This is a genomic window from Kutzneria sp. 744 (genome assembly GCF_000568255.1).
In the GTDB taxonomy this organism is placed as follows: domain Bacteria; phylum Actinomycetota; class Actinomycetes; order Mycobacteriales; family Pseudonocardiaceae; genus Kutzneria.
Genome location: NZ_KK037166.1, coordinates 3,311,375 through 3,332,018, shown reverse-complemented (window position 1 = coordinate 3,332,018; position 20,644 = coordinate 3,311,375). Strand labels below are relative to the sequence as shown.

Below are 20,644 nucleotides of genomic sequence, written 5' to 3'. Positions count from 1 at the left end.
AAACCGCATTTCGGTGTGTCTGAGAGCGTGACTCGCGGGGGTTCTCAGGGGCGGGTGAGGGTGTCGATGATGGCTTCGCAGGTGTGGACCACGGTCTTGGCGGCGGTGGTCTGGGCGCGGCGCCAGACCGGGTTGGAGGCGTAGGCCTGCCAGCGGTCGAGCACGGCCATGGCGATGTGTAGCAGGTCCGCGCCGTCATCGCTGCCCAGGCGGTTGGCCGGGCTGGTGCCGGACAGGCCCAACAGCTGCTCCGCCTCGGTGGCGATCTCGCTGGGCAGTTCGATGCGGCCGGTCTGCAACGCGGCCAACAGCCGCAGCTCACGGAAGTCCTGGGTGGTGACCTGGATCCGCTCGACCTCGGCGTGCAGGCCCCGGGCCTCGGGACGGGGTTCGGCTCGCAGCACGGTCTCGACGGCGACCAGGGCCGACCGGGCCTTGAGCACCGGGGCCCGCTCGGTGAAGTGCCGGCGGATGGACAACCGCAGGTCGTTCAAACCGCTGCGCTGCACCAGTTCCGCGGCCAACCGGCTGGGATCGCCGTAGCCGCGGCGGACCAGGGTCGTGCACAGGCGGATGCCGAACAGGCCGAGGCACTCCAGCAAACCCTGGCGCAGCACCACATCCTCCAGCGCCGGGTTCATGAACCGGTCGGTGGACAGGAGAAGCTCGTCCAGTTCCTCGCGGGGCAGCGCCGCCAGGGCGACCAGCGCGTCGAACTCGGCGTCGGTCAGCGTTCGGCCGGCGACCGCCAGAAGCCCAGCCACGGCAACGACATCCTGGCACAGCTGGCCCAGCTCGGGCTCGGCCCGCAGCCGGCGGGCGATCATCTTGGCCGAGCTCATGGCGTCGACCCGGCCGCCGCCGAGCTCGTCGGCCCGGGCCAGCACGACGATCGTGTTGACGGGAATGGGATTGCCCTGCAATGCCGAGCGGTCCTCGGCCCGGACGGGACCGGTCAGGTGCAGCACGGCGTCCACGTCGGACGTGTGGCCCTCGATGAAGTCGTCCTCGTCCAACGCGTCCAGCAGCGTGGACTTGCCGGCCTTGGGCCGGCCGGTGACGCCGACCCGCAGCGGCTCCTCGAACAGCTGCCGTTGCTGCGTCAGGAAGTTCGTCGCCTTGGCGCTGCCGCGGTACAGCCGCAGCGCCCACTCCAGCATGGCCCGGGTGTCCTCGGTGAGCAGCTCCTGGGTGATCATGACGTGATCGCCAGGGCCTGGGCGCGCTGCCGGAGCGCCACCAACGTGTTGATCTCCTCAGCGATGCTCTGGTTGCGCTGGTTGCGGGCCACGAGGTCGGCGTTGGCCAGGTCGCGGGCCCGCCGGATGGAATCGCTCAGCGCGTCCTGAAGCTGCTCGGCCTGCTCGGTGAAGTGCTCCCGCAGCCGCCGCTGCACCTGCCGCAGCGCGTCCCGGCTGTGCTTGCCGACCTGGAACACCAGCTCGTCGACATGGCGCTGCACGGCCGTCTTCGCCACCGCCTGCCGGCGTTTGAGCTGGGCGTCGCGCTCTTCCTTCAACGTCTTGGCGCCCATGACCGCGCCGGCGCCGACGGACACGAAGTTGACCAGCGGCATGCCCATCAGGCTGGTCAGCAGGCCGAACATCAGCATGCCGCTGTACGAGCCGCGCAGGCCGGTGATCACCTTGTTGGCGATGCCGGGTGGGGCCAGGTCGGGCGTGAGCAGCCCGCCCATCCGCTCCAGCACCCGGGCCGGATCGCGCAGCCCCAGATCGGGCAGCGTGCCGCGGCTCTCCTCGTCGAACTGCTCGGCGATGCGCTGGGACAGCCAGTGCGTGCGCTCCACCGTCCAGTCGTAGTTGCGCAGCACGGCATCGGTCAGCTTGTCGGCCAGCCAGTCGCAGAACTGGTCCCACGTCTTGGCCGGGTCGGCCTTGTCGAAGGCCTGGTCGGTGTGCCGCAGGATGATCCGGGTCCGCTCGCGAAGATCGTGGTCCACATCGGACATCAGGTCGGCCATGCCGTCCATGAGCATGTTCTGCCACCGCGACGACTGCCGGCGCAACAGCTCGGCCGCCCGCTGCGCGTCCTCCAGCCCGGCCAGCGACGACGGGTCCTGAGTGGACAGCTCCGCCCGCAGCCCGAGCGACACCTGCTCGGTCACCGCGAGGATCGCCTCGGAGGCCGACCGCCGGGCCAGCAGGCCGGCCTGCGCCTTGACGGTGTTCTCCAGATATCCCACCAGGGCGGGAAAACCGGATTCGGCGTTGACATTCTGGTCGCTCGTCCTCAGTGCCCGCTCGCGAAGCACGGAGGACACCGCCACCAGTGGGATCGCCAGCCCGGCCTCGGCGATCAGCATCCGGTTGCGCTCCAGGTGCGAACGCCACCGCGGGCTCATGTCGGTTTTTGTCAGCACGCCCAACACGTTGGGGCAGATCGTGGTGGCGAAGCGGAGGAACTGGAGCTCGGCCGGCGACAGCTCGGTCAGCGAGTCCGTCACGGCCAACACCGCGTCGGCCTCCGCCAGCTCGGCCAGGGTTCGGCTGGTGTGCTCGGACCGTAAGCCGTCCACGCCCGGCGTGTCCACGATGACCAGCCCGCCGGACAGCACGGCCCGGGGCACCCCGACCTCGGCCCGGACCACCTGCCCGCCGCTGATCTCCTCGGCCACTCGCTCGATCTCCACCGGCTCCAGCCGCTGCTGCCCGGGCCGCACCACGGCCGCCCAGGACTGGTCGGCGTGCCGGATGACCGCGGGCGCCGCGCTGGCCACGTCGTCGTGCACCGGGCAGACCGAGGTGCCCAGCAGGGCGTTGACCAGCTGGCTCTTGCCCTGCTTGAGACCGCCGACCACGACGACCCGGATCGCCGGGTCGGCGAGTCTGCCCCGCAGGCGGCTGAGCCTGCTGGTCAGGTCGCGCCGGCGGCCGATGGCCGGCTGCCGGAGCGCCTCGTCGATCACATCGAGGGCCGTCATGGTCATCACCCGAGAGATTGTGTCCCCTTCGATCGGGTGATGCACACCAGGCCGGGCCCACGCTGAGGGAGCGGGCCCGGCCTGGAAGCGGTCAACCGGTTCTGGAGAAGGGAGGAAGGATCAGAAGCCGGTCAGGTGCGTGGCGTCGAGGTTGTGCGTCACGTTGTCCACGTGCACGCCGCCCAGGTCGATGTTGCCGATGCCGCCGATGTGGTTGGCGTCGCCGATGTTCAGGTCCTTGACCGTGGCGTCGACCGCGCCGGTGACGTGCTGCAGGGCCTGGTCGCCGTGCACCGAGGTGACGGTGTCCAGGGTGTGCGACACGTCGGCGATGTTGGTCGCGGCGTGGATCGGGTCGTTGGCGATGCTGGTGATCGAGTGGATCGGGTCGTTCGCGATCTGGGTGACGTCGGTGATGTGCGACAGCGAGGTGACGGTCTTGGTCACGCCGTCGACGTCGACGCCGTGCACCGCGGAGGTCACGTGGCCCGAGGTGTCGGCGACGATCTTGCCGGCGACCGGCACGTTGCCCGCGACACCGGCGACGGTGTGCGAGGTGGTGTCGAGCGTCTTGGTCACGTCGACGTCGGAGGCGACGTGGGTGACGGTGCCGACCAGGTTCTCCACCGAGGGGACGGCGGGCATGCCGTGCGAGGCCACGACCGGCACCTGGGAGGCCAGCTGCTGCACCTGGTCCAGGGAGCGGGCCGGGTTGGCCGCGGCACCGCGCAGGTCGCCGACCAGCGCGGTCGGGTCGCTCACGTCCGGCACGCCGGGCAGGCCCGGGATGCTCGGCACGAGGCCGGTCACGCCGTCCAGCGGCAGGTTCGGCAGGCTCGGGACGCCGGCCAGGCCGTCGACCGGGAGCTCACGGGCGACGCCGTCCAGGCCGGGGAGGCTGTCCAGGCCGACGGGCAGGCTGTCCAGACCCGACAGCGGCAGGCTGTCGAGGCCGACCGGCAGGCTGTCCAGGCCGGGGAGGTGGTCCAGACCGGGCACGGGCAGGGCGTTGACCGGGAGCTCGCGGCCCAGGCCGTCGACCGGGAGGGCCGGCAGCGCCGGCACGGCGGCGGTCAGGTGCTGCAGGGTGGCGATGGCGTCGCCGCCGGGCAGGCTCGACACGCCGGGGACGGCGCCGCCCAGCGTCTGCTCGAAGGCCTCGACCACGTGGGTCGGCGCCATGTCGAGCACGAGGGGCAGGATCTCGTGCACGTCGGCGGCGGTGATGTCGCCGAGGCCAGCGGACTGCAGGACACCCGTGGGGTCGGCGGCGAACAGCTCGCGGGTCGGCGCGTCGCTCAGCAGACCAAGGGTGAACTCGTGCAGCGTCTGGGCCATGGGGTGGTGCTCCTGACTTCGATCGGGGGACTTGACGGGGATGATCACGGTGTGAGCCGTGATGGAGACGAACGGTAGGGGCTGGCGGCCCGTACGCCATCCGGGATCACTCCCAGTCCTGCCGGCCCGACCACTAGGGATCCGGCCGCGACCCCGGCCTGGGGCACTAGGGAACCCCCTTCGTTACGGCACCAGATCACGAATGGGTTACCTTTGCCCCCACCACTTGAGACCCCGGCCGCTGCGCCTCGCGGAGGAACACTTGCCGTACACGCTAGGGATCGATGTCGGCGCCAGCCGCGCCGCCGCCGCGATCACCCGGCTCGACGGACCACACCGGGGTGCCCCGCACCCGGTGTCGCCGGTCTCGGCCGATCCCGGCCCGTTCGTCGGGCGGATCGGCGATGACGTGCCCATCGTGCTGGGCAACCGCCAGCACAACGCGCACGAGCTGATGGCCACCGGCATCGACCGCATCGTCGAGCAGGTCGCCGCCCACCACGGCGACCGGCCCGTGCGCGTCACCGTCACCCACCCCTCGACCTGGGGCCCCTACCGCATCGACCTGCTGCGGGAAGCCCTGTCCCGAGTGGGCCTAGGGGGCTCCGCCCTAGTGCCCGAGCCCGTGGCCGCCGCCGTGGCCGCGGCCAGCCGGCACCGCATCGACGGGCCCGCGCCGATCGCCGTATACGACCTCGGTGGCACGTCGGTCACCGCCACCCTGCTTCGCCCGACGCCGGGCGGGTTCGAGATCATCGGCCGCTCGGAGACCGCGGAGCACCCGGCCGGCGCCGATTTCGACGACGAACTGGTCGCCCTCGTGACGGCGGGCAGACCGGACCCGGGTGCGGCCTGGGACGACCTCACCAAGCTGCGGCAGGAGTGTGTGCAGGCCAAGCACACGCTCTCCGTGGCTCCCGAGGCCGTCGTGGCCCCGCTCCAGGCCCGAGTCACCCGTGCGGAGTTCGAGGAGCTGATCAGACCGTTGTTGAACCAGGGAGTGGACGTCTTGCTGAGGGCGCTGTCCAATGCCGGCCTCACGCCGGAGCGCGTGGGCGCGGTGGTGCTCGTCGGCGGCTCGGCCCGGATCCCGCTGGTCCGACAGGTGCTGGGGGAGCGCCTGCGCCGTCCCGTGCTGGTCGACGGCGCGCCCGAGGCGACCGTCGCCCCCGCCCCCGCACTGATGCCCTCGCGGTCGCTCCCCGAGCCGGTCAACCCGGTGGCGGAGCCTGTGTCAAAAACAAAGGATCACCGCGAGCCCATGGTGCTGTTCAAAAATGGAGGACCCCGATTCGTCGACGAAGGGCCCGCGACGGAGGAGCCACCGGCCAGACCGTCGCTGGAGACCGAGCCACCGGAGCTCGTGCCGGCCAAGCCCGCGCTCACGGCCGCCCCGCGCCGGCGGCGCAAGAAGGCCAGCCGGCGCGGCCTGGTCATCGGCATCGTCACTCTGCTGCTGGTCCTGGCCTGCGCGTATCTGGTGCTCCAGTACTTCACGACGCCCATAGGGGGCGGCCTGTGATGGTCCTGGAGTCCGATCTACGGCAGCTGGACGAGTCGATCGCCGCCGATCCGTCCGCGCCGAGGGTGGTCGGGGTTCGGGCGCCCGGCGGCTATGGCAAGACGGCCCTGCTCACGCGCTGGGCCAAGATCTACCGCGACGCCGGCGTCCCCGTGTACGACGGTCGGCAGGAGCTGCCCACGCGGGACGCCGCCGTGCTGGTCGACGACGCCCACCAGCTCGACGACGAGCGGTTACGGGCGCTGCGGGCGTTGGCCGCCTCGGGCAGCGCGCAGCTGGCCATCGCCTATCGGCCGTGGCCTCGACGGGCGGCGCTGACCGACCTGGTCGAGGCCGTGACCCGGGTGCGGCCGCCGGTGTTGCTGGGGCCGCTGAGCCGGGCCCAGATCGGCGAGCGCGCCGGGCTGCTGCTGGGTGCGAAGCCGTCCGAGGACCTGGTCGACCTGGTCGGCAAGCAGACCGGCGGGGTGCCGCGCTTCGTCGACCGGCTGGTCAAGGCCGTGTCCGAGACCGCGGACTGCTCGGTGCCGGCGGCGGCCGTCGAGGGTTTCCGGTACGAGGTGGACAACCTCGACGACGACGTGCGGCGGGTGCTGCTGGCGACGGCCCTGGGGGCGGCGACGGACCTGCTCGTGTCGCTGCTCGGGCTGGACCTGGACGCGCTGGGCGACGCCATGGACGGCGCCCGGGCCAGCGGATTGCTCGACGACTACGGCATTCTGCTGCCGATAGCGCAGCGGGCGTTGATCGCCTTGAGCCCGTGGGAGCGGCGGCTTTCGTTGCACCAGCGGCTGATCGAGATTCAGCTGGCGCGCAGCGGCGCGTTGTTGCCGCTGGTCAGGCCCCTGCTCGGGGCGCCGGTGAGCGGCCCGCTGTTCGCATCGGCCTTCAAGATGGCCGGCGACGAGGCCTTGGCCGAGTCGCCCGCGCTGGCGGCGCGCCTGTTCGCCGCCGCCGTCGAAGCCGGCGAGCCCGCCCAATAAAAAAGCCGCCCGCCGGGCCGAGGCGGCGGCGTTGTCCGGGGACCTGGATTCCGGCCTGCGCCTGGCCGACCAGGCCATCGCCGCCGAGGCCGCCGCCGACCGCGCACACGGGGCCAGCGTCGCCGCGGCCGTGTTGGCGCATCGAGGATTGTTGAGCAGCAGCACCGAGTTGTACCGCTGGGCCGGCGAGGGTTCGGCCATTCCCTTCGCGGCCCTGGGACTGATCGGCACCGGTCGCCTGGCCGAGGCCGACGAGCTGTTGTCCCGGCCCGGCAGCGGCGGCCCGCCGACCCTGCTGGCCGGGGCCGCCCGGCAGCTGGCCCAGGGAGTCCGGGAGTCCGTCGCCGGTTCCGCGACCACGGCCCTTGCCACCCTGACCAGGGCCGCCGTGCTGATCGAACCGTTGGGGCGCAACGTCCTGCTCCCCGACACCCCGGCCGCCCTGGCCGCGCTGGTGGCCCTGCACTGCGGCGAGTTCACCGTCGCCGAATCCGTGCTGCGGCGGGCCATCGACTCCGGCATGGGCGGCGCCATCGCCGTGCGACGGCACCTGTTGCTGCGGGGCTGGACGGCCATGCTCCGTGGCGGCTTCGACGCCGCCCGGTCCGATCTGCTGGCCGCGACGTCCAGTGGGCCCATGGAGCCGCGGGATTGGCTGCTGGCCACCGGCCTGGAGATCGGCCTCGCCCGCCGGGACAGCGACCTTTCCGCGCTTCGGACCGTATGGGGATCGGGGCGCGGGAGGCCATCGTCCGGCACCCCGCCGACCTGTTCGCCCTGCTGCCGCTGGGCGAGCTGGGCCGTCGCCGCCGGCCGGCTGCACGACTCGTCACGGCTGGCCCCGCACCTGGCCCAGGCCACCGAATTGGTGCAGCAGCTGGGCAATCCGCCGCTGTGGTCGACGGCCCTGTCGTGGAGCCGGATGCATGCCGCCGTGCTCGACGAGCACCCCGAGGACGCCGCCCGTCACGCCGCCGACCTGGCCGGGTTGGCGGCCGCGCACCCCTACTGCGCGGCCGTCGCCGATGCCGCCCGGGTGTGGGTGAAGCTGCTGGCCGGCGACGTCGACCCCGTGGAGACCGAGTCCGCCGCCCGGGCTTTGGCCGCCGCCGGGCTGGTGTGGGACGGGGCTCGCCTCGCCGGTCAGGCCGCCATCCGCACCACCGACCGTGCCGCGATGGTCGCTTTACTCGACTGCGCCCGGATCATCCAGGGCCGGCAGCAGGAGCCGCAGCAGGAAGCGCCAATGGCCGCCGACAACGCTACGACTCTGTCCGACCGGGAGCGCGAGGTCGCCGAGCTGGTGGTCAGCGGGCTGACGTACAAGCAGATCGGGGAGAAGCTGTTCATCTCGGCCAAGACCGTGGAGTACCACGTGGCCCGGATGCGCCAGCGCCTCGGCAGCGACACCCGCAGCGACCTGCTCAACCAGCTCAGAGGCCTGCTGGGCAACCGGGTCTAGCTCTCTTCCTGCTCCTGTTTTGCCTCGATCTGTTCGGCGCCCCGGCGGCGGAAGAACCGGAAGCCGGGGATGCCGACGATCGCCTGCCGCACGTCCCTGGTCACCTTGAGCAGCTCCGTCACGTCCGGGCCGACCCGGTCCAGCGTGCCCAGGATGGGCAGGATGTTGGCGATCAGGTGCTCGGTCAGCTTCGGCAGCTCGTCGACCAGCCGGATCGCCGCGTCGACCTCCTCGTCGGACAGCTCCGTGACGAAGCGTCCGGCCAGCGGGGCGGCGCGCAGGGCGATGGGCTCGTAGACGCGGATGAGCTCGTTGGCGATGGCGGCGGTGCTCTCGGCCAGCGCGACCACGGCGGCCGCCTCCTCGCTGACCCGGGCCGCGCCGCCGACGACCTCGTTGGCCCGGCCGCTGACGTGCTCGGCCACCGCCACGACGCCGGAGGCCTGGCGGCTGACCTGGTCGGCCACGGCCACCACGCCCGAGGCCTGGCTGCTGATCTTGGCGGCGTCACCACCACCACGCCGGCCGAGGCGGCAATGGCCTCGACCTCCACGACCAGGCGCTCGGCCGCTCGACCACCTCGGTGATGCGCTCCACCATCGACTCGGCCGCGCCGACCAGCCCGATCACCCGGGCCGGCAGCGACACCAGGGCGATCGTGGTGTCGATGGCGGCCACGGTGACCGCCTTCGCGAGTCCGATGATCGGCAAGGCCATGCCGCCCACTCTGCCCTGCTCGCGGCCGGGTTGCGAGCGAATCGGGGATCGCAAACGTTTGCCGGGTATTAGATCAACGCCATGGGGCGTACCGCACTGACCGTGACCGAGCTTCGGCTGCCCGCCGCCGCCCTCGGACCGGAGAACCCGCTGCCCGTGCTGGGCGAGGGCATGGAGAAGGTGCTGCCCTGCCTGCTCCAGGACGGCTACGGCCGGTCACTGAGCGAGACCGCCCTGCCGGCGGTGGTGCTGGAGAACGACCACCTCGCCGCCACCGTGCTGCCCGGGCTCGGCGGCCGGCTCCACTCGCTCGTGCACAAGCCGTCGGGTCGGGACCTGCTGTTCCGCAACCCCGTCTTCCAGCCGGCGAACCTCGCCCTGCGCAACGCCTGGTTCGCCGGCGGCGTGGAGTGGAACCTCGGCAGCACCGGCCACACCACCATGACCTGCGCGCCGATGTACGCCGGCACCGTGGAGGGGCCCGACGGCTCGCCGGTGCTGCGACTGTGGGAGTGGGAGCGGACCCGGAACCTCGTGTACCAGGTCGATCTGTGGCTGCCGCCGGACTCCTCTTTCCTCTACGTCGGCGTGCGGATCCGGAATCCTTGGCCGCATGAGGTTCCCGCCTACTGGTGGTCCAACGCCGCCGTTCCCCTACGCTCGGACACCCGGATCCTGGTGCCGGCCTCTTCCGGTTGGCACTACGGGTACACGCAGCGACTGTCCCGCGTGGACGCTTCGTTCGTCTCGGTCGACGACCGCGACGCCGCCGACCTGTTCTATGACATTCCCGCTGCTGATCAGCCATGGATCGCGGCCGTGGACGCCGGCGGCTTCGGGCTGATGCAGGCGTCCACGGATCGTTTGCGGGGTCGGAAGTTGTTCGTGTGGGGGACCGGCGCTGGTGGTCGGCGCTGGCAGTCCTGGCTGGCGCCGGGGACCGACGGCTACCTGGAGATCCAGGCCGGTCTGGCGCCCACCCAGTTCGAGTACCTTCCGATGCCCGGCGGCGCGTCGTGGGATTGGCTGGAGGCCTACGGCCCCTACGGCGATTTTCCTTCGCTGCCACTGGATTCTTGGCGTTCCGTGGCCTCCGCTGAGCCGACGGTGTTGTTCTCCGGCTCCGGATGGGGCGCCCTGGAGTTGCTGCGCACCGGCGTCGATCCTTTGCCCGGCACGCCTTTTGGGTCGTTGGGTCTTGAGCAGCTCCCTTGGTTGGCGTTGCTGGACGGGGCCATGACCATCGGGGATCCGCTGTCGCCGCCCGGATGCACTTTGGTGGCTTGGCATTCGCTGTTGGAGGCCGCCCCTGAGTCATGGATCTCCTTGTACCACTTGGGTGTTGCGCGGTGGTATCACGGCGACACGCTTGGCGCGGTGTCCGCGTGGGAGCGGTCCTTGGCCTTGGCGGAGTCGCCGTGGTCCTTGCGCGCCTTGGCTTTCGCCCGTCCGGACCGGGCCGTCGGCTTGTTGCTGCGGGCCATCGAGCTTGCACCTTCGGTGCCGGGCCTCGCCGTGGAGACCTTGGAGGCCCTGTTGGCCGCGGGCTCGGCCGGCGCGGCCGCGTCGGTCCTGGCTTCCTTGCCGGAATCCGTTGCCACGCTTGGTCGTCTGCGCCTGTTGGACGCCCGCATCCGGCATGCCCTCGGCGACGTCGCCGGCGCCCGTGCCATTTTCGACGCCGGCTTCGAGGTCGCCGACCTCCGCGAGGGGGAGGAGTCCCTCACCGACACGTGGCGGCTCATCGCCGGCGATGAGCCCATCCCTGCCGCGTACGACTTCCGGATGGTCTCCGTTCTGCGGGACTGACGGCGGGGGAGCACCCTCGAAGGCATGCGATGTGTTGTCTTCGGTGCCACCGGCTACATCGGCGGCCGGGTCGTCCCGGCGCTGCTGGACGCCGGCCATGAGGTGCGGGTGGTCGCCCGCACCCCCGACAAGCTCCAGGACGCCGCGTGGCGAGACCGCGTCGAGGCCGTTCGCGGCGACGTGACCAGCGCCGATGGCGTGCGGGCGGCGATCGAGGGCCAGGACGTCGTGTACTACCTGGTGCACTCACTCAACCGGCACGACTTCGTCGACGTGGACCGTGCGGCGGCACAAGCCGTGGCCGACGCGGCGGCCGAGCACGGCGTCAAACGCATCGTCTATCTGGGCGGCATCGTGCCGGACGGCACACAGCTGTCGGCCCACCTGGCCTCGCGGGCCGAGGTCGGCCGGATCTTCCTCGCCGGCCGGGTGCCGGCCGCCGTGCTCCAGGCCGCCGTGATCATCGGCTCCGGCTCCGCCAGCTTCGAGATGCTCCGCTACCTCACCGAACGCCTGCCGGCGATGATCACCCCGCGCTGGGTGCGCAACCGGATCCAGCCCATAGCCGTCCGCGACGTGCTGCACTACCTCGTGCACGCCGCCTCGTTGCCGGCGGACGTCGACCGGGCCTTCGACATCGGCGGCCCGGATGTGTTGACCTACCGAGTCTCTAATTTTCTGTCAACAGACCACGAGGTCGGATCATCTCCCCGTTCCGATAGTGAAATACGATTTAGACTGCCAGAACGCTCGGCATTATCTCGAGGGCTGCTATAGGCATAACGCTTCCGTGGTGAGTAACCGCATCTATCCGGGACCCGTTTCAGAGCGCTAGTCGCCGCGGCACGGCCGGTCACACACGGTGTCTAAGTTGCTCTATGGCCCATCGGCCTGCTTCAAAACTACGCACGCAACTGATATGTTTAGGATGATAATAAGTACTACCTCACATGTAATGTTACTGATCGAGTCGCTCGTGCACGAGGTCGTCTGCCATGAGCACGACATCGCCCGGCACATCCCCGATCCGGACGGCGGGCTCACCCACTACGAGCAGGCGTTGGAGCTGGCCCTGGCCCGGATCGCCCGCGCCGACGTGCCGACCCGTTGGTCCGACGCCAGCGCCGAGCCCGCCGATCCGCTGCCCACCGACCCCGACTGGGCCGGCGGCAGCCTGTACGAGGACGTCCGCGAACACCGTTCCGACGCCGCGCCCCAGCAGGTGTGGCAGGTCATCGAGGCCATCGGTGGCGAGCACGGCTGGTACTCGTTCCCCCTCGCGTGGGCCGTGCGGGGCTGGGCCGACCGCCTCGTCGGCGGCGTCGGCCTACGCCGTGGTCGGCGCGATCCCCGACGGCTGCACGTGGGCGAGGCCCTGGACTGGTGGCGGGTCGAGAGCCTGGACCGCCCCCGTCTGCTGCGCCTGCGGGCGGAGATGAAGCTGCCCGGGCGGGCCTGGTTGGAGCTCGGCGTCGAGCCGTCCGTCGACGGCGGCAGCCTCTACCGTCAGCGCGCCGTGTTCCAGCCCCATGGCTTGGCCGGGCACGTGTACTGGAAGGCCATTTCCCCGTTCCACGACCTGGTTTTCGGCGGCATGGTTCGCAACATCACCGGGGCTGCTCGATCTCGGTAGCCGACAGCACGTCCAGCGCTCGCAGGAACGCCTCCCGGTCTTCCTTCGGGAGCTTCGTCAGCAGGCGCTCCTCGGTGCGTTGGATGTCGCTCTGGATCGCCCGCTTCCTCCGGCGGCCCTCCTCCGTGATGGCCACGAACCGCGCCCGCCGGTCCGCCGGGTCCTTGGTGCGTTCGAGCAGGCCTTCGTCCTCCAGCCCGTCCAGCACCCCGATGATCCGACTCTTGTCCGCCCCGATGAACTCCGCCAGCGCCGCCTGGGTCCTCACCGGCTCTCCGTCCAGGGCGTTGAGCACCACGTAGCCCCACATGCTCACGCCGTGCTCCTTCAGCACCGGCAGCTCCGCCGCGATCAGCGCCCTCTGCAGCGGCGCGATCATCGCCGCCAGATCCCGTCGCATGAGCTGCATGGTAACGGCCTTGCGCTTACCGTATGCACCTGCCTATCATAATCATATGCATATCAACTCGCTCGTGGTCCATCACCGCACCGTCATCCAGGCCAGCATCGACGTCGTCTCCCGTGTCGGCTCCGCTTCCCTCGACCGCCCCACTCCTTGCGCCGGTTGGTCACTCTCCGACCTCCTGGCCCACATGACCGCTCAGCACCGTGGCTTCGCCGCTGCCGCCCGCGGCCAGGGCAGCGACCTCTCCGCTTGGCAGGTCCTGCCCCTTGGCCCTCACCCCGTCGCCTCCTACACCGACGCCGCTTCAGACGTCCTCTCCGCCTTTGCCACGCCCTCTTCCGCCTTCGATCTCCCCGAGTTCCACCCCGTCTCCCGCTTCCCCGCCGCTCAGGCCATTTCCTTCCACCTCATCGACTACGTCGTCCACGGCTGGGACGTCGCCCGCTCCCTGGGCCTCGACTACTCCTTGCCCCCTGCCACCCTTGAGCTCGCCCTGCCGATCGCCCTCTCCGTGCCGAACGACGCCAACCGCCTCACTCCCGACGCCCCTTTCGCCCCCGCCCTTCCCGCCGGCGACGCCCCCACCCCGCTGGACCAGATCCTCGCCGCCTTGGGGCGCTCGCCCTCCTGGCTAGCCTCGGTGGCATGACAGAGACGGACCGCCTGCGCGACATGATCGACGAGCTCCGCCGGATGCGATCCCGCTGCGAGCCCAAGTCGAACCAGAACCCTCGATACCTGCGCTACTCGAACGCCGTCAGCGCTTTGAAGTGGATCATCAACGACCTGGCCGCGGAGCGCGAAACGCCGTGAACCCTTGGCCCGCAGCGGATCGCGCTGGTCGGTGGAACAGGTAGCGTTCCCCGCCCCGCCCCGCCCCGCCCCGCCCCGCCCCGCCCCGCTTCCGCCTCCGCTTCCGCCGGCCCTGTCAAGGCAGAGCCCACGTGTTGCTTGGCGCTCAAACCCAAGCCCTGACACCAGTCCTGCCTCGTCCCTCGTCGGCCGGGCGACCGTCGCCACGAAGCTGCCAGTGACTCGGCCTCCGGTCCCGTAGCCGGCCAGGGCTCCCAGGTTGGAGGTCTAGGCTGGATTGAGGGCTGCGCTTTTCGCCAGCACACGATGGCGCCCCCGAATCCGAGTCAAGCACACGAAGCTGGGAACGCGGCATTGTCAAGCAGGGCAAGGGATTCGCGCGACGGCGGCCGGCGAGCGGAGCGCCGGCCTGGTCAAAGGCCCCGGATCGACGAAATAGCCGCGGATCCGCTCGTGCCGCGTTGATTCAGCTGTCGACCTACCGAAAACCGGGTTTCGGTGTGACGCTGGGCCGGACTCGCGGGGGTGCCCGAACCCGACATTCGGTGGGTCTGAGGGCGTGACTCGCGGGGGTGTCAGCGGCGGCCGGCTACGTGGGAGTACATGCGGGAGGGGTGGGCGGGGTCGAGGAAACCCGGTAGGGGTGGGAGATCGGTGATGAAGGGGAGCAGGAGGTCGTAGAGGGCGACGGCGTCGGCGGGGCGGCGGGCGGGGTCCTTGGCCAGGACGGCCTGGAGCAGCTGGTCGAGGGCCGGAGGCACACCGGGCACGGCGGGCGGCAACTCCTTGACCTGCTTGTCGAACACGGCGTAGGCGGTGGGGCCGGTGAACAGCTGCCGGCCGGTGAGCATCTCGTGCAGCACACAGCCCAAGGCGTAGAGATCGCTGGACGGCCCGGCGGCGCCGCGCTGGATCTGCTCGGGGGCCATGTAGGCGGGCGTGCCGAGGATCTGGCCGGCGCGGGTGAACTGCGCGAAGTCGGACTCCCGCAGCAGGGCCAGGCCGAAGTCGAGCACCTTGACGCTGCCGTCGGGACACAGCATCAGGTTGGTGGGCTTGAGATCCCGGTGCGCGATGCCGAGCGCGTGGGCGGCGGAGAGCACGGCGCAGGACTGGGCGGCGATGGAAGCGGCCCACGGCACGGGAAGGGGCCCGTGCTCGCTGACGAGATCGGCGACGGTGACGCCGTCGATGAACTGCATGACCTGGAACAACCGGTGCTCGTGCGCCCCGAAGTCGTAGAGGACGGGCGCGCCGGGATGCTCCAGCCGGGCCAGGATCCGGGCCTCCCGGACGAAGCGCCGCTCGAGCTCGTCGTCGGAACCGCCGGGCCAGTGCAGGAACTTCACGGCGACCCGGCGGTCGAGGTGCTTGTCGTAGCCACCGTGCACGGCGCCCATGCCGCCCCGGCTGAGCGGCAGGTCGTCGAGCTCGTACCGGTCGGCGATGAGCATCCGGCCCTCCCGCTAGCGTCCTGGCCGCAGGCTACCCTCGACCAGGCCGTCGACGCCGAGCCGCACCACGGAGCCGCCGACCGCGGCGGCCTCCCGCAACTGGTCCTCGAACGCCAGCAGCCGCTCGAAAGCCTCCCCACACGCCCGTTGCTCGCCAAGGGCCAGTCGCGGCACCTGCGTCCGCCGAACGTCGAGACGGCTGGAGCCGGTGGTCGGCCGAGCGGTGGAGGCCCGCAGCGCGCCGGCCAGGAACCGGGCGTCGAGCTGCTGTTCGTCGACGCGATATGCCGTCAGGTACGGCCCGAGCGCGGCGGCTGCCGTCGCCACCCGCGCCATCCCGGTCGGGGCCGCGACGACCTCGCCGGGCTCGATCATCACCAGGTCGCCGGTGTCGGCGGCACGTTCGCTCGCCGGACGGCCCTCGGCGAGGTCGTCCATGGTCAGCACGGGCACGCCGTCGCCCGGCGTCAGCTTGACGGGGGCGTGCCGCACGGTCAGAGCACCCGACCGGATCAGGTCGCCGACGGTCGTGGTCGGCGCGGTCGCGTGCTCGACCAGCACCGTCAGGTTCGGCGGCGCGAGGTCGAAGCCGCGGAACCGCTCGACGGCGGCGGCGAACTCGCGGCCGATGTCCGGCCCCTGGGCCAGCTGCCGCCGCCGGGCCGGGCTGATGTCGACGTCGTCGTCGAGCAGTCGATGATCCGCACCGCGTCCGCCGCGGACGGGTCCAGCCACGCCGTCTCGACGCCGTCCAGCTCATCGGTGATCAACACCGTCGACGGCGGCCGGGACTCCGGCGCCGGCCGACACAGCAGCCACAGGTCGGAGCCGGCGTCCGGCAACCCGATGACGGCCCGCAGAGCGCCGGTGCGCAGCAGCTTGGCCCGGATCCGACGGCCGGGCCGACGGCTCGCGGCGGTCGGCGGCATCAGGATGGCCACCATGCCGTCGGGGCCGACGTGGGAGAGACAGTGCTGCAGCCACGCCAGTTCCGGCTCGCCACGCGGCGGCACGCCGTACTCCCAGCGCGGGTCGGCGACCAGCTCCTCGTGCCCCCAGGTGCGGTCGTTGACCGGCGGATCGCACAGCACTGCGTCGACCAGCTGGCCGGCGAAGCGGTCGCGCCGCAGCGAATCGCCGGTGGCCATGTCGACGTCGGTGTCCCGCAGCGTCATGCGGCACGAGGCGATCACCATGGCGGCTCGGTCGATGTCCTGGAGGAAGACCTCGTGCGCGGTGCTGGCCACGGCCAGCGTGCCGACCCCGCACGCCGGGTCGAGCACCACGCCGCCGTCGGGGCAGGCGAGGCGGACCATCAGCTCGGCGACGGCCGGCGGGGTGACGGCGAGCCGGCGAGAGTGGGCGTCGACGTAGCGGGCGACGATCAGCTCGTACGCGCCGGCGGCACCGTGCTCCTCGGCCAGCTGGTTGAGCAGTCGTGCCAACTGCGAGTCGTCGAAGCTGCCGCTGCCGGAGAGGAACATGCCGGCCCGGGCGACCTCTTCGCCGAGCCGGAGGTCGTCGACGCCTGAACGGAGCGCCTGCCACGTGCGTTCGGCGGTGGACACCTCGAACGCCTTGCCGTTGCGGCGCAGCCAGTCCTCGATCTCGGTCAGGGAGAACAGCGGGCTCGCCGCGCTGCCGCCGACCGGCCGGGGAAAGTCGTCGAACCGCCGCCGCCAGTTGCTGACGGCCGCCCGGCCGACATCGACAAGTCGGGCGATGTCGGCGGCGCTGACGGTGGCTCCGGAGTTCACCGAGCGAAGCCTAGCAGCACCAGTGCACAGTCATTTTGCTTGTGAACTCAGTTCACAACTGCTTCACTGGTGACATGGCGAACATAGCAAAGTTCCGGTTGACCGCCGTGTCGCGCACCCATCCGGGCTGCCTTCGCGGCTACAACCAGGACGCCGTCCACCTGGGCAAACACGTCCTAGCGGTGGCCGACGGCATGGGCGGCCACGCCCACGGAGAGGTCGCCAGCGCGGTCGCCGTCCAGGTGCTCGCCGAACTGGAGAAGTCGGTCGACATCGAGAACTCGGCCGTAATCGACAAGTCCGCCGGAGTTGAGAAGTCGGTCGGACTTGAGAAGTCCACCGGACTGGGCAGGTTGTTCGGTCTTGGCGGGTCGACGCGCATCGAGGAGTCGGCCGAAGTCGAGAAGTCGGTCGGAGTCGGGAAGTCCGCTGGTCTGGGCAGGTTGTTCGGTCTCGGCCGGCCGACGCGTATCGAGGAGTCGGCCGGAGTTGAGAAGTTCGCCGAAGTTGAGAAGTTGGACGGAGTTGAGGAGTCCGTCGGTGTCGAGAAGTCGGCCCGTAGCAGGCGGTCGACCGGTGCCGGGAGGTCCGGCGGTGCCGGGAAGTTCGGCGGAGTCGAGGAGTCGGCCGGAGTTGAGAAGTCGGCCGGAGTTGAGAAGTCGGTCGGAGTCGGGAAGTCCGCCGGAGTTGAGAGGTCGGGCGGTGCTGGGAAGTCGGGTGGAGTTGGGAAGTCGGGTGGAGTTGGGAAGTCCGCCGAAGTCGGGAAGTTCGGTGGGGTGGAGAAGACCGTCGTGCTTGGCTCGGTTCCTGGCGAGGTGCAGCGGCGGCTGGACGCCATGGCGGCGCGGGACAGTGGCTTCCACGGCATGGGCACGACCATCACCGCACTGCTCTGGACCGGCGAAGTGCTCGCGGGCGTGCACATCGGGGATTCGCGGGCATATCGGTGGCGGGGCGGCGAACTGAGGCAGATGACCCAGGACCACACGCTGGTCCAGTCGCTGCTGGACAGCGGGCGGATCACGGCGGAGGAGGCGGAGACGTACCCACGCCGGAACATGCTGGCCCGGGCGGTGCAGACCGGCAGCAAGGCGGAGCCGGACGTCTTCTCCTACCGGCTCAAGGCCGGCGACCGGTACCTGATCTGCTCGGACGGCCTGACGGCGGTGCTCACGGACGAGACGATCGCCGGCGTGCTGGCCGACGTCTCGGTCCCGGACGACGCGGTGGACCAGCTCGTCGACCTGGCGCTGCGCGGGGGAGCGCCGGACAACGTGAGCGTGGTGCTGGCGGACGTGGCGGAATCCCGGCGTGCCGGCTGCCGGAAATACTGGCGACGGAACTCTGGGTAGCGTGTGCGGGGTGAGCTGGGGCAAGGGTGGCTCCCCCAGGAGGGTGACCTGGTGGGCCTGGCTGAGCTATGGCGTGATCGTCGCCGAGGTGGTGGGCGGCGTCGCACTGTGGTTCGGCGACGGCTGGACGTTCGCCGACGGGGTGCAGAACTTCCTGGTCACGGACAGCCTGCTGGCGATGACCTTCGCGCTGTGCGGCGCGCTGGTGGCCTGGCGGCGTTCCCATAACCCCATCGGGTGGTTGCTGCTGTGCGGTGGCGCGGCCCACGCCACCACCGTCCTCCTGGTCGGCCTGCTCAGCTTCGGGCTGGTGCACGGCTGGACCGAGCCGACGCTCGGCGTGATCGTCACCGCCGCGACGGCGTCGTGGCCGCTGGGCCTGCGGCTGTTCATCCCGTTCGCGCTGCTGCTGTTCCCCACCGGCACGCTGACCCGCCGGTTCCGGCCGGTCGCCGGGCTGACCGTGGTCATCGCCGTGGCGTTCGAGTGGTGGAGCCTGATCACCACCTCGCCGTACTCGGTCGGCGGCCCGCCGCCGTACACGGGCGCGTTCGCGATCCCGGTGCTGGAACCGATCCGCCCGCAGCTGGACCTGGCGGCGATCGTCGTGCCGATGCTGATCGACGTCGTCGTGCTCGCGGTCCGCTACCGGGACGGCGACGAGCGGCAGCGGCGGCAGATGCTGTGGCTGATGCTGGCAGTGCTGTGCGCGGTGCCGTGGGCGCCGTTCGGCATCAGCGCCACCTCGTTACAGGTGTTGATCTTCCTGCAGCCGGTCGCGATGGCCATCGGCCTGCTGCGCCCCCAGCTGTTCGACATCAAGCTGGTGGTGTCCCGGACGCTGCTGTATCTGCTGCTGTCCGGGGCGGTGGTGCTGCTCTACAGCGGCGTGGTTCTGGTCTTCGACCTGGTGTTGCAGAGCCGGCTCGGTGACATCGGGGCCGCCCTGGTCGCGCTGGGTGTCGCCATCGCGTTCCAACCGGGCCGGGCGTGGCTGCAACGCGGGATCGATCGTCTCTTCTACGGGGATCGCGGCGATCCCGTGCGGGCGTTGCGCAACCTGGGGGATCGCCTGCGCCGGGATCCCGGTTCTCTCGACGATCTGCTGACGGCCGTGCGGGAGTCGCTGCGGCTGCCGTTCGCGGCGTTCCGACTGGACGGGCGAGAAACGGCGACATCTGGTCAGCCGGGTGGGCGTGTCGAGGTGTTGCCGCTGCTGAGCTCGGACAATGGCGACGTGGAACTGGTGGTCGGCGTCCGGCAGGGACAGTCGCGGCTGGATCCCGAGGACCTGCGGGTGCTCGGCGTCCTGGTCGCGCCGCTGGCCGTCGCCGTCCGCGCGACCGTGCTGTCGGCGGAGTTGCAGGCGTCGCGGCAACGGCTGGTGTCCGCGCGCGAGGAGGAACGCCGTCGGCTGCGCCGAGATCTGCACGACGGCCTGGGCCCCACCTTGAGCGGCCTGGCCTTCACGACCGACGCCGCGCGCAACCTCGTCACCGTCGAGCCGGCCGGCGCGCTGGAGCTGCTCGGTCAACTCCGTGCGCACGCCAACGCGGCGATCAGCGAGATCCGGCGCCTGGTCGACGGCCTGCGTCCACCGGCGATCGACGAGCTCGGGCTGGTGGAAGCCCTGCGGCAGCAGGCCGATCGGCTCAGCTACCGGGCCGGCGGCGATCCGCTGCGGATCGTCATCGACGCCCCCGGCGGACGGCTGGACCTGCCGGCGGCCGTCGAGGTCGCGGCGTACCGGATCGTCGTCGAGGCGCTCACCAACGCCGCCAAGCACTCCGCCGCCGATCACGCTCGTGTGCAGATCTCGGTTTCCGACGAGCTGCGCATCGAGGTCGCCGACAACGGCGGTTCCTCGTCCACGGCATGGGCGCCGGGCGTCGGCACGGCGTCGATGGCCGAGCGCGCCGCCGAGGTGGACGGCTGGTGTCGCAGCGGTCCGAGCCCCGGCGGCGGCCGAGTCAGCGCCCGCCCTCCCGCTCGATGCCGGGGGAGGACGGCAGCGCGGGGCTTACCCGTAGCTCACCGGCGTCCCCGGGGTGACTTTCCCGGCGAACTCGGCGTGCGGGACGGAAAAGCGCGCGACGATGCCGAAGTCCTCTGCTGCCATGGGTGACTCCTTGGGAAGGTGAGGGCGGACTGCCCCCGACACTGCACAGCCTGCCTCGGCCGCCTTCCCGGTCCCAGGGGGCAGGCACCCGGTCGGACCGGGAAGTTCTTCCCGGCCGGGCCGGGTGACCAAGACCTCGTTCGCCACGACCACAGGAGCAGCAGGTGCCCGACCCCGAGATCACTGTTGTGCTGGCCGACGACCATCCCGTGGTGCGTAGCGGTCTGCGGGCGCTGCTGGCCTCGACACCCGGCATGCGGGTGGTGGCCGAGGCTGTCAACGGCCGGGAGGCGATCCAGGCTGCCGCCGCGTACCGGCCGGCCGTGCTGCTGGTGGAC

17 protein-coding genes and 2 pseudogenes are annotated in these 20,644 nt (G+C 71.1%); 10 read left to right on the top strand and 9 right to left on the bottom strand.

Features of this window, described 5'->3' with window-relative positions; translation table 11 throughout:
- Nucleotides 1-44: 44 nt before the first annotated feature.
- From KUTG_RS14795 to KUTG_RS14785, 3 genes are all read right to left on the bottom strand, one after another.
- Nucleotides 45-1,199: a hypothetical protein gene (locus tag KUTG_RS14795; RefSeq protein ID WP_052394530.1), complete on the bottom strand. Its 1,155-nt coding sequence runs from the start codon at nucleotides 1,197-1,199 to the stop codon at nucleotides 45-47.
- The gene (locus KUTG_RS14790; protein ID WP_043717425.1) at nucleotides 1,196-2,947 is read right to left on the bottom strand and encodes a dynamin family protein; all 1,752 of its coding nucleotides are present in this window, start codon (nucleotides 2,945-2,947) and stop codon (nucleotides 1,196-1,198) included. Before KUTG_RS14790 ends, KUTG_RS14795 begins: the two co-directional genes overlap by 4 nt.
- Before the next feature lie 114 nt (nucleotides 2,948-3,061).
- Nucleotides 3,062-4,327 (bottom strand): IniB N-terminal domain-containing protein, encoded by a 1,266-nt coding sequence (locus KUTG_RS14785; RefSeq protein WP_157494543.1) that lies wholly within the window; start codon nucleotides 4,325-4,327, stop codon nucleotides 3,062-3,064.
- A gap of 214 nt (nucleotides 4,328-4,541) precedes the next feature.
- On the opposite strand from KUTG_RS14785, the gene KUTG_RS53435 reads away from it, so the two are divergent.
- The 3 genes from KUTG_RS53435 to KUTG_RS63545 are packed head-to-tail and all read left to right on the top strand — an operon-like array spanning nucleotide 4,542 to nucleotide 8,246.
- Nucleotides 4,542-5,801, top strand: a complete 1,260-nt coding sequence (locus tag KUTG_RS53435) for an Hsp70 family protein (RefSeq protein ID WP_198047167.1) — start codon at nucleotides 4,542-4,544, stop codon at nucleotides 5,799-5,801.
- Entirely contained in the window at nucleotides 5,798-6,784 is a 987-nt protein-coding gene (locus tag KUTG_RS63550; protein WP_232240805.1) for a hypothetical protein, read from the top strand. Before KUTG_RS53435 ends, KUTG_RS63550 begins: the two co-directional genes overlap by 4 nt.
- 31 nt (nucleotides 6,785-6,815) lie before the next feature.
- Nucleotides 6,816-8,246 (top strand): helix-turn-helix transcriptional regulator, encoded by a 1,431-nt coding sequence (locus KUTG_RS63545; protein ID WP_232240804.1) that lies wholly within the window; start codon nucleotides 6,816-6,818, stop codon nucleotides 8,244-8,246.
- Here KUTG_RS63545 and KUTG_RS14770 read toward each other — a convergent pair.
- Nucleotides 8,243-8,722 (bottom strand): hypothetical protein, encoded by a 480-nt coding sequence (locus KUTG_RS14770; RefSeq protein ID WP_052394526.1) that lies wholly within the window; start codon nucleotides 8,720-8,722, stop codon nucleotides 8,243-8,245. The genes KUTG_RS63545 and KUTG_RS14770 overlap by 4 nt on opposite strands.
- Nucleotides 8,723-8,753: 31 nt before the next feature.
- Nucleotides 8,754-8,963 (bottom strand): hypothetical protein, encoded by a 210-nt coding sequence (locus KUTG_RS56305; RefSeq protein WP_043717422.1) that lies wholly within the window; start codon nucleotides 8,961-8,963, stop codon nucleotides 8,754-8,756.
- A gap of 102 nt (nucleotides 8,964-9,065) precedes the next feature.
- Between KUTG_RS56305 and KUTG_RS14760 the strand changes: the two genes are divergently transcribed.
- From KUTG_RS14760 to KUTG_RS14750, 3 genes and pseudogenes are all read left to right on the top strand, one after another.
- Entirely contained in the window at nucleotides 9,066-10,772 is a 1,707-nt protein-coding gene (locus KUTG_RS14760) for a DUF5107 domain-containing protein (RefSeq protein ID WP_232240803.1), read from the top strand.
- A gap of 24 nt (nucleotides 10,773-10,796) precedes the next feature.
- A pseudogene (locus tag KUTG_RS14755) lies at nucleotides 10,797-11,592 on the top strand (NAD(P)H-binding protein); the annotation flags it as partial.
- 135 nt (nucleotides 11,593-11,727) lie between these two features.
- Nucleotides 11,728-12,405: pseudogene (locus KUTG_RS14750) on the top strand (DUF2867 domain-containing protein); the annotation flags it as partial.
- Here the strand turns inward: KUTG_RS14750 and KUTG_RS14745 are convergent.
- Nucleotides 12,380-12,805, bottom strand: a complete 426-nt coding sequence (locus tag KUTG_RS14745; RefSeq protein WP_232240802.1) for a MarR family winged helix-turn-helix transcriptional regulator — start codon at nucleotides 12,803-12,805, stop codon at nucleotides 12,380-12,382. The pseudogene KUTG_RS14750 and the gene KUTG_RS14745 overlap by 26 nt on opposite strands.
- A gap of 55 nt (nucleotides 12,806-12,860) precedes the next feature.
- Here KUTG_RS14745 and KUTG_RS14740 point away from each other — a divergent pair, with 55 nt between their 5' ends.
- Together KUTG_RS14740 and KUTG_RS58440 are read left to right on the top strand one after the other, a co-directional pair.
- A complete protein-coding gene (locus tag KUTG_RS14740; protein ID WP_043717416.1) occupies nucleotides 12,861-13,460 on the top strand; it encodes a TIGR03086 family metal-binding protein in 600 nt (199 codons plus the stop codon).
- Entirely contained in the window at nucleotides 13,457-13,624 is a 168-nt protein-coding gene (locus KUTG_RS58440) for a hypothetical protein (protein ID WP_157494541.1), read from the top strand. The genes KUTG_RS14740 and KUTG_RS58440 overlap by 4 nt, the downstream gene beginning before the upstream one ends.
- A 575-nt stretch (nucleotides 13,625-14,199) precedes the next feature.
- Here the strand turns inward: KUTG_RS58440 and KUTG_RS14735 are convergent.
- The 3 genes from KUTG_RS14735 to KUTG_RS14730 are packed head-to-tail and all read right to left on the bottom strand — an operon-like array spanning nucleotide 14,200 to nucleotide 16,835.
- Nucleotides 14,200-15,078 carry a serine/threonine-protein kinase gene (locus KUTG_RS14735; RefSeq protein ID WP_043717413.1) on the bottom strand — a complete coding sequence of 293 codons (879 nt, stop codon included), beginning with the start codon at nucleotides 15,076-15,078 and terminating at the stop codon, nucleotides 14,200-14,202.
- Nucleotides 15,079-15,090: 12 nt separating this feature from the next.
- Nucleotides 15,091-15,639, bottom strand: coding sequence for a hypothetical protein (locus KUTG_RS66180; protein ID WP_369794469.1), 549 nt, complete (start codon nucleotides 15,637-15,639; stop codon nucleotides 15,091-15,093).
- A gap of 2 nt (nucleotides 15,640-15,641) precedes the next feature.
- Entirely contained in the window at nucleotides 15,642-16,835 is a 1,194-nt protein-coding gene (locus KUTG_RS14730; protein WP_369794468.1) for an N-6 DNA methylase, read from the bottom strand.
- Between the two features lie 41 nt (nucleotides 16,836-16,876).
- On the opposite strand from KUTG_RS14730, the gene KUTG_RS66175 reads away from it, so the two are divergent.
- Together KUTG_RS66175 and KUTG_RS14720 are read left to right on the top strand one after the other, a co-directional pair.
- The gene (locus KUTG_RS66175; protein ID WP_369794640.1) at nucleotides 16,877-18,187 is read left to right on the top strand and encodes a PP2C family protein-serine/threonine phosphatase; all 1,311 of its coding nucleotides are present in this window, start codon (nucleotides 16,877-16,879) and stop codon (nucleotides 18,185-18,187) included.
- Between the two features lie 10 nt (nucleotides 18,188-18,197).
- Nucleotides 18,198-20,312: a sensor histidine kinase gene (locus KUTG_RS14720; protein ID WP_157494539.1), complete on the top strand. Its 2,115-nt coding sequence runs from the start codon at nucleotides 18,198-18,200 to the stop codon at nucleotides 20,310-20,312.
- Nucleotides 20,313-20,644 lie beyond the last annotated feature (332 nt).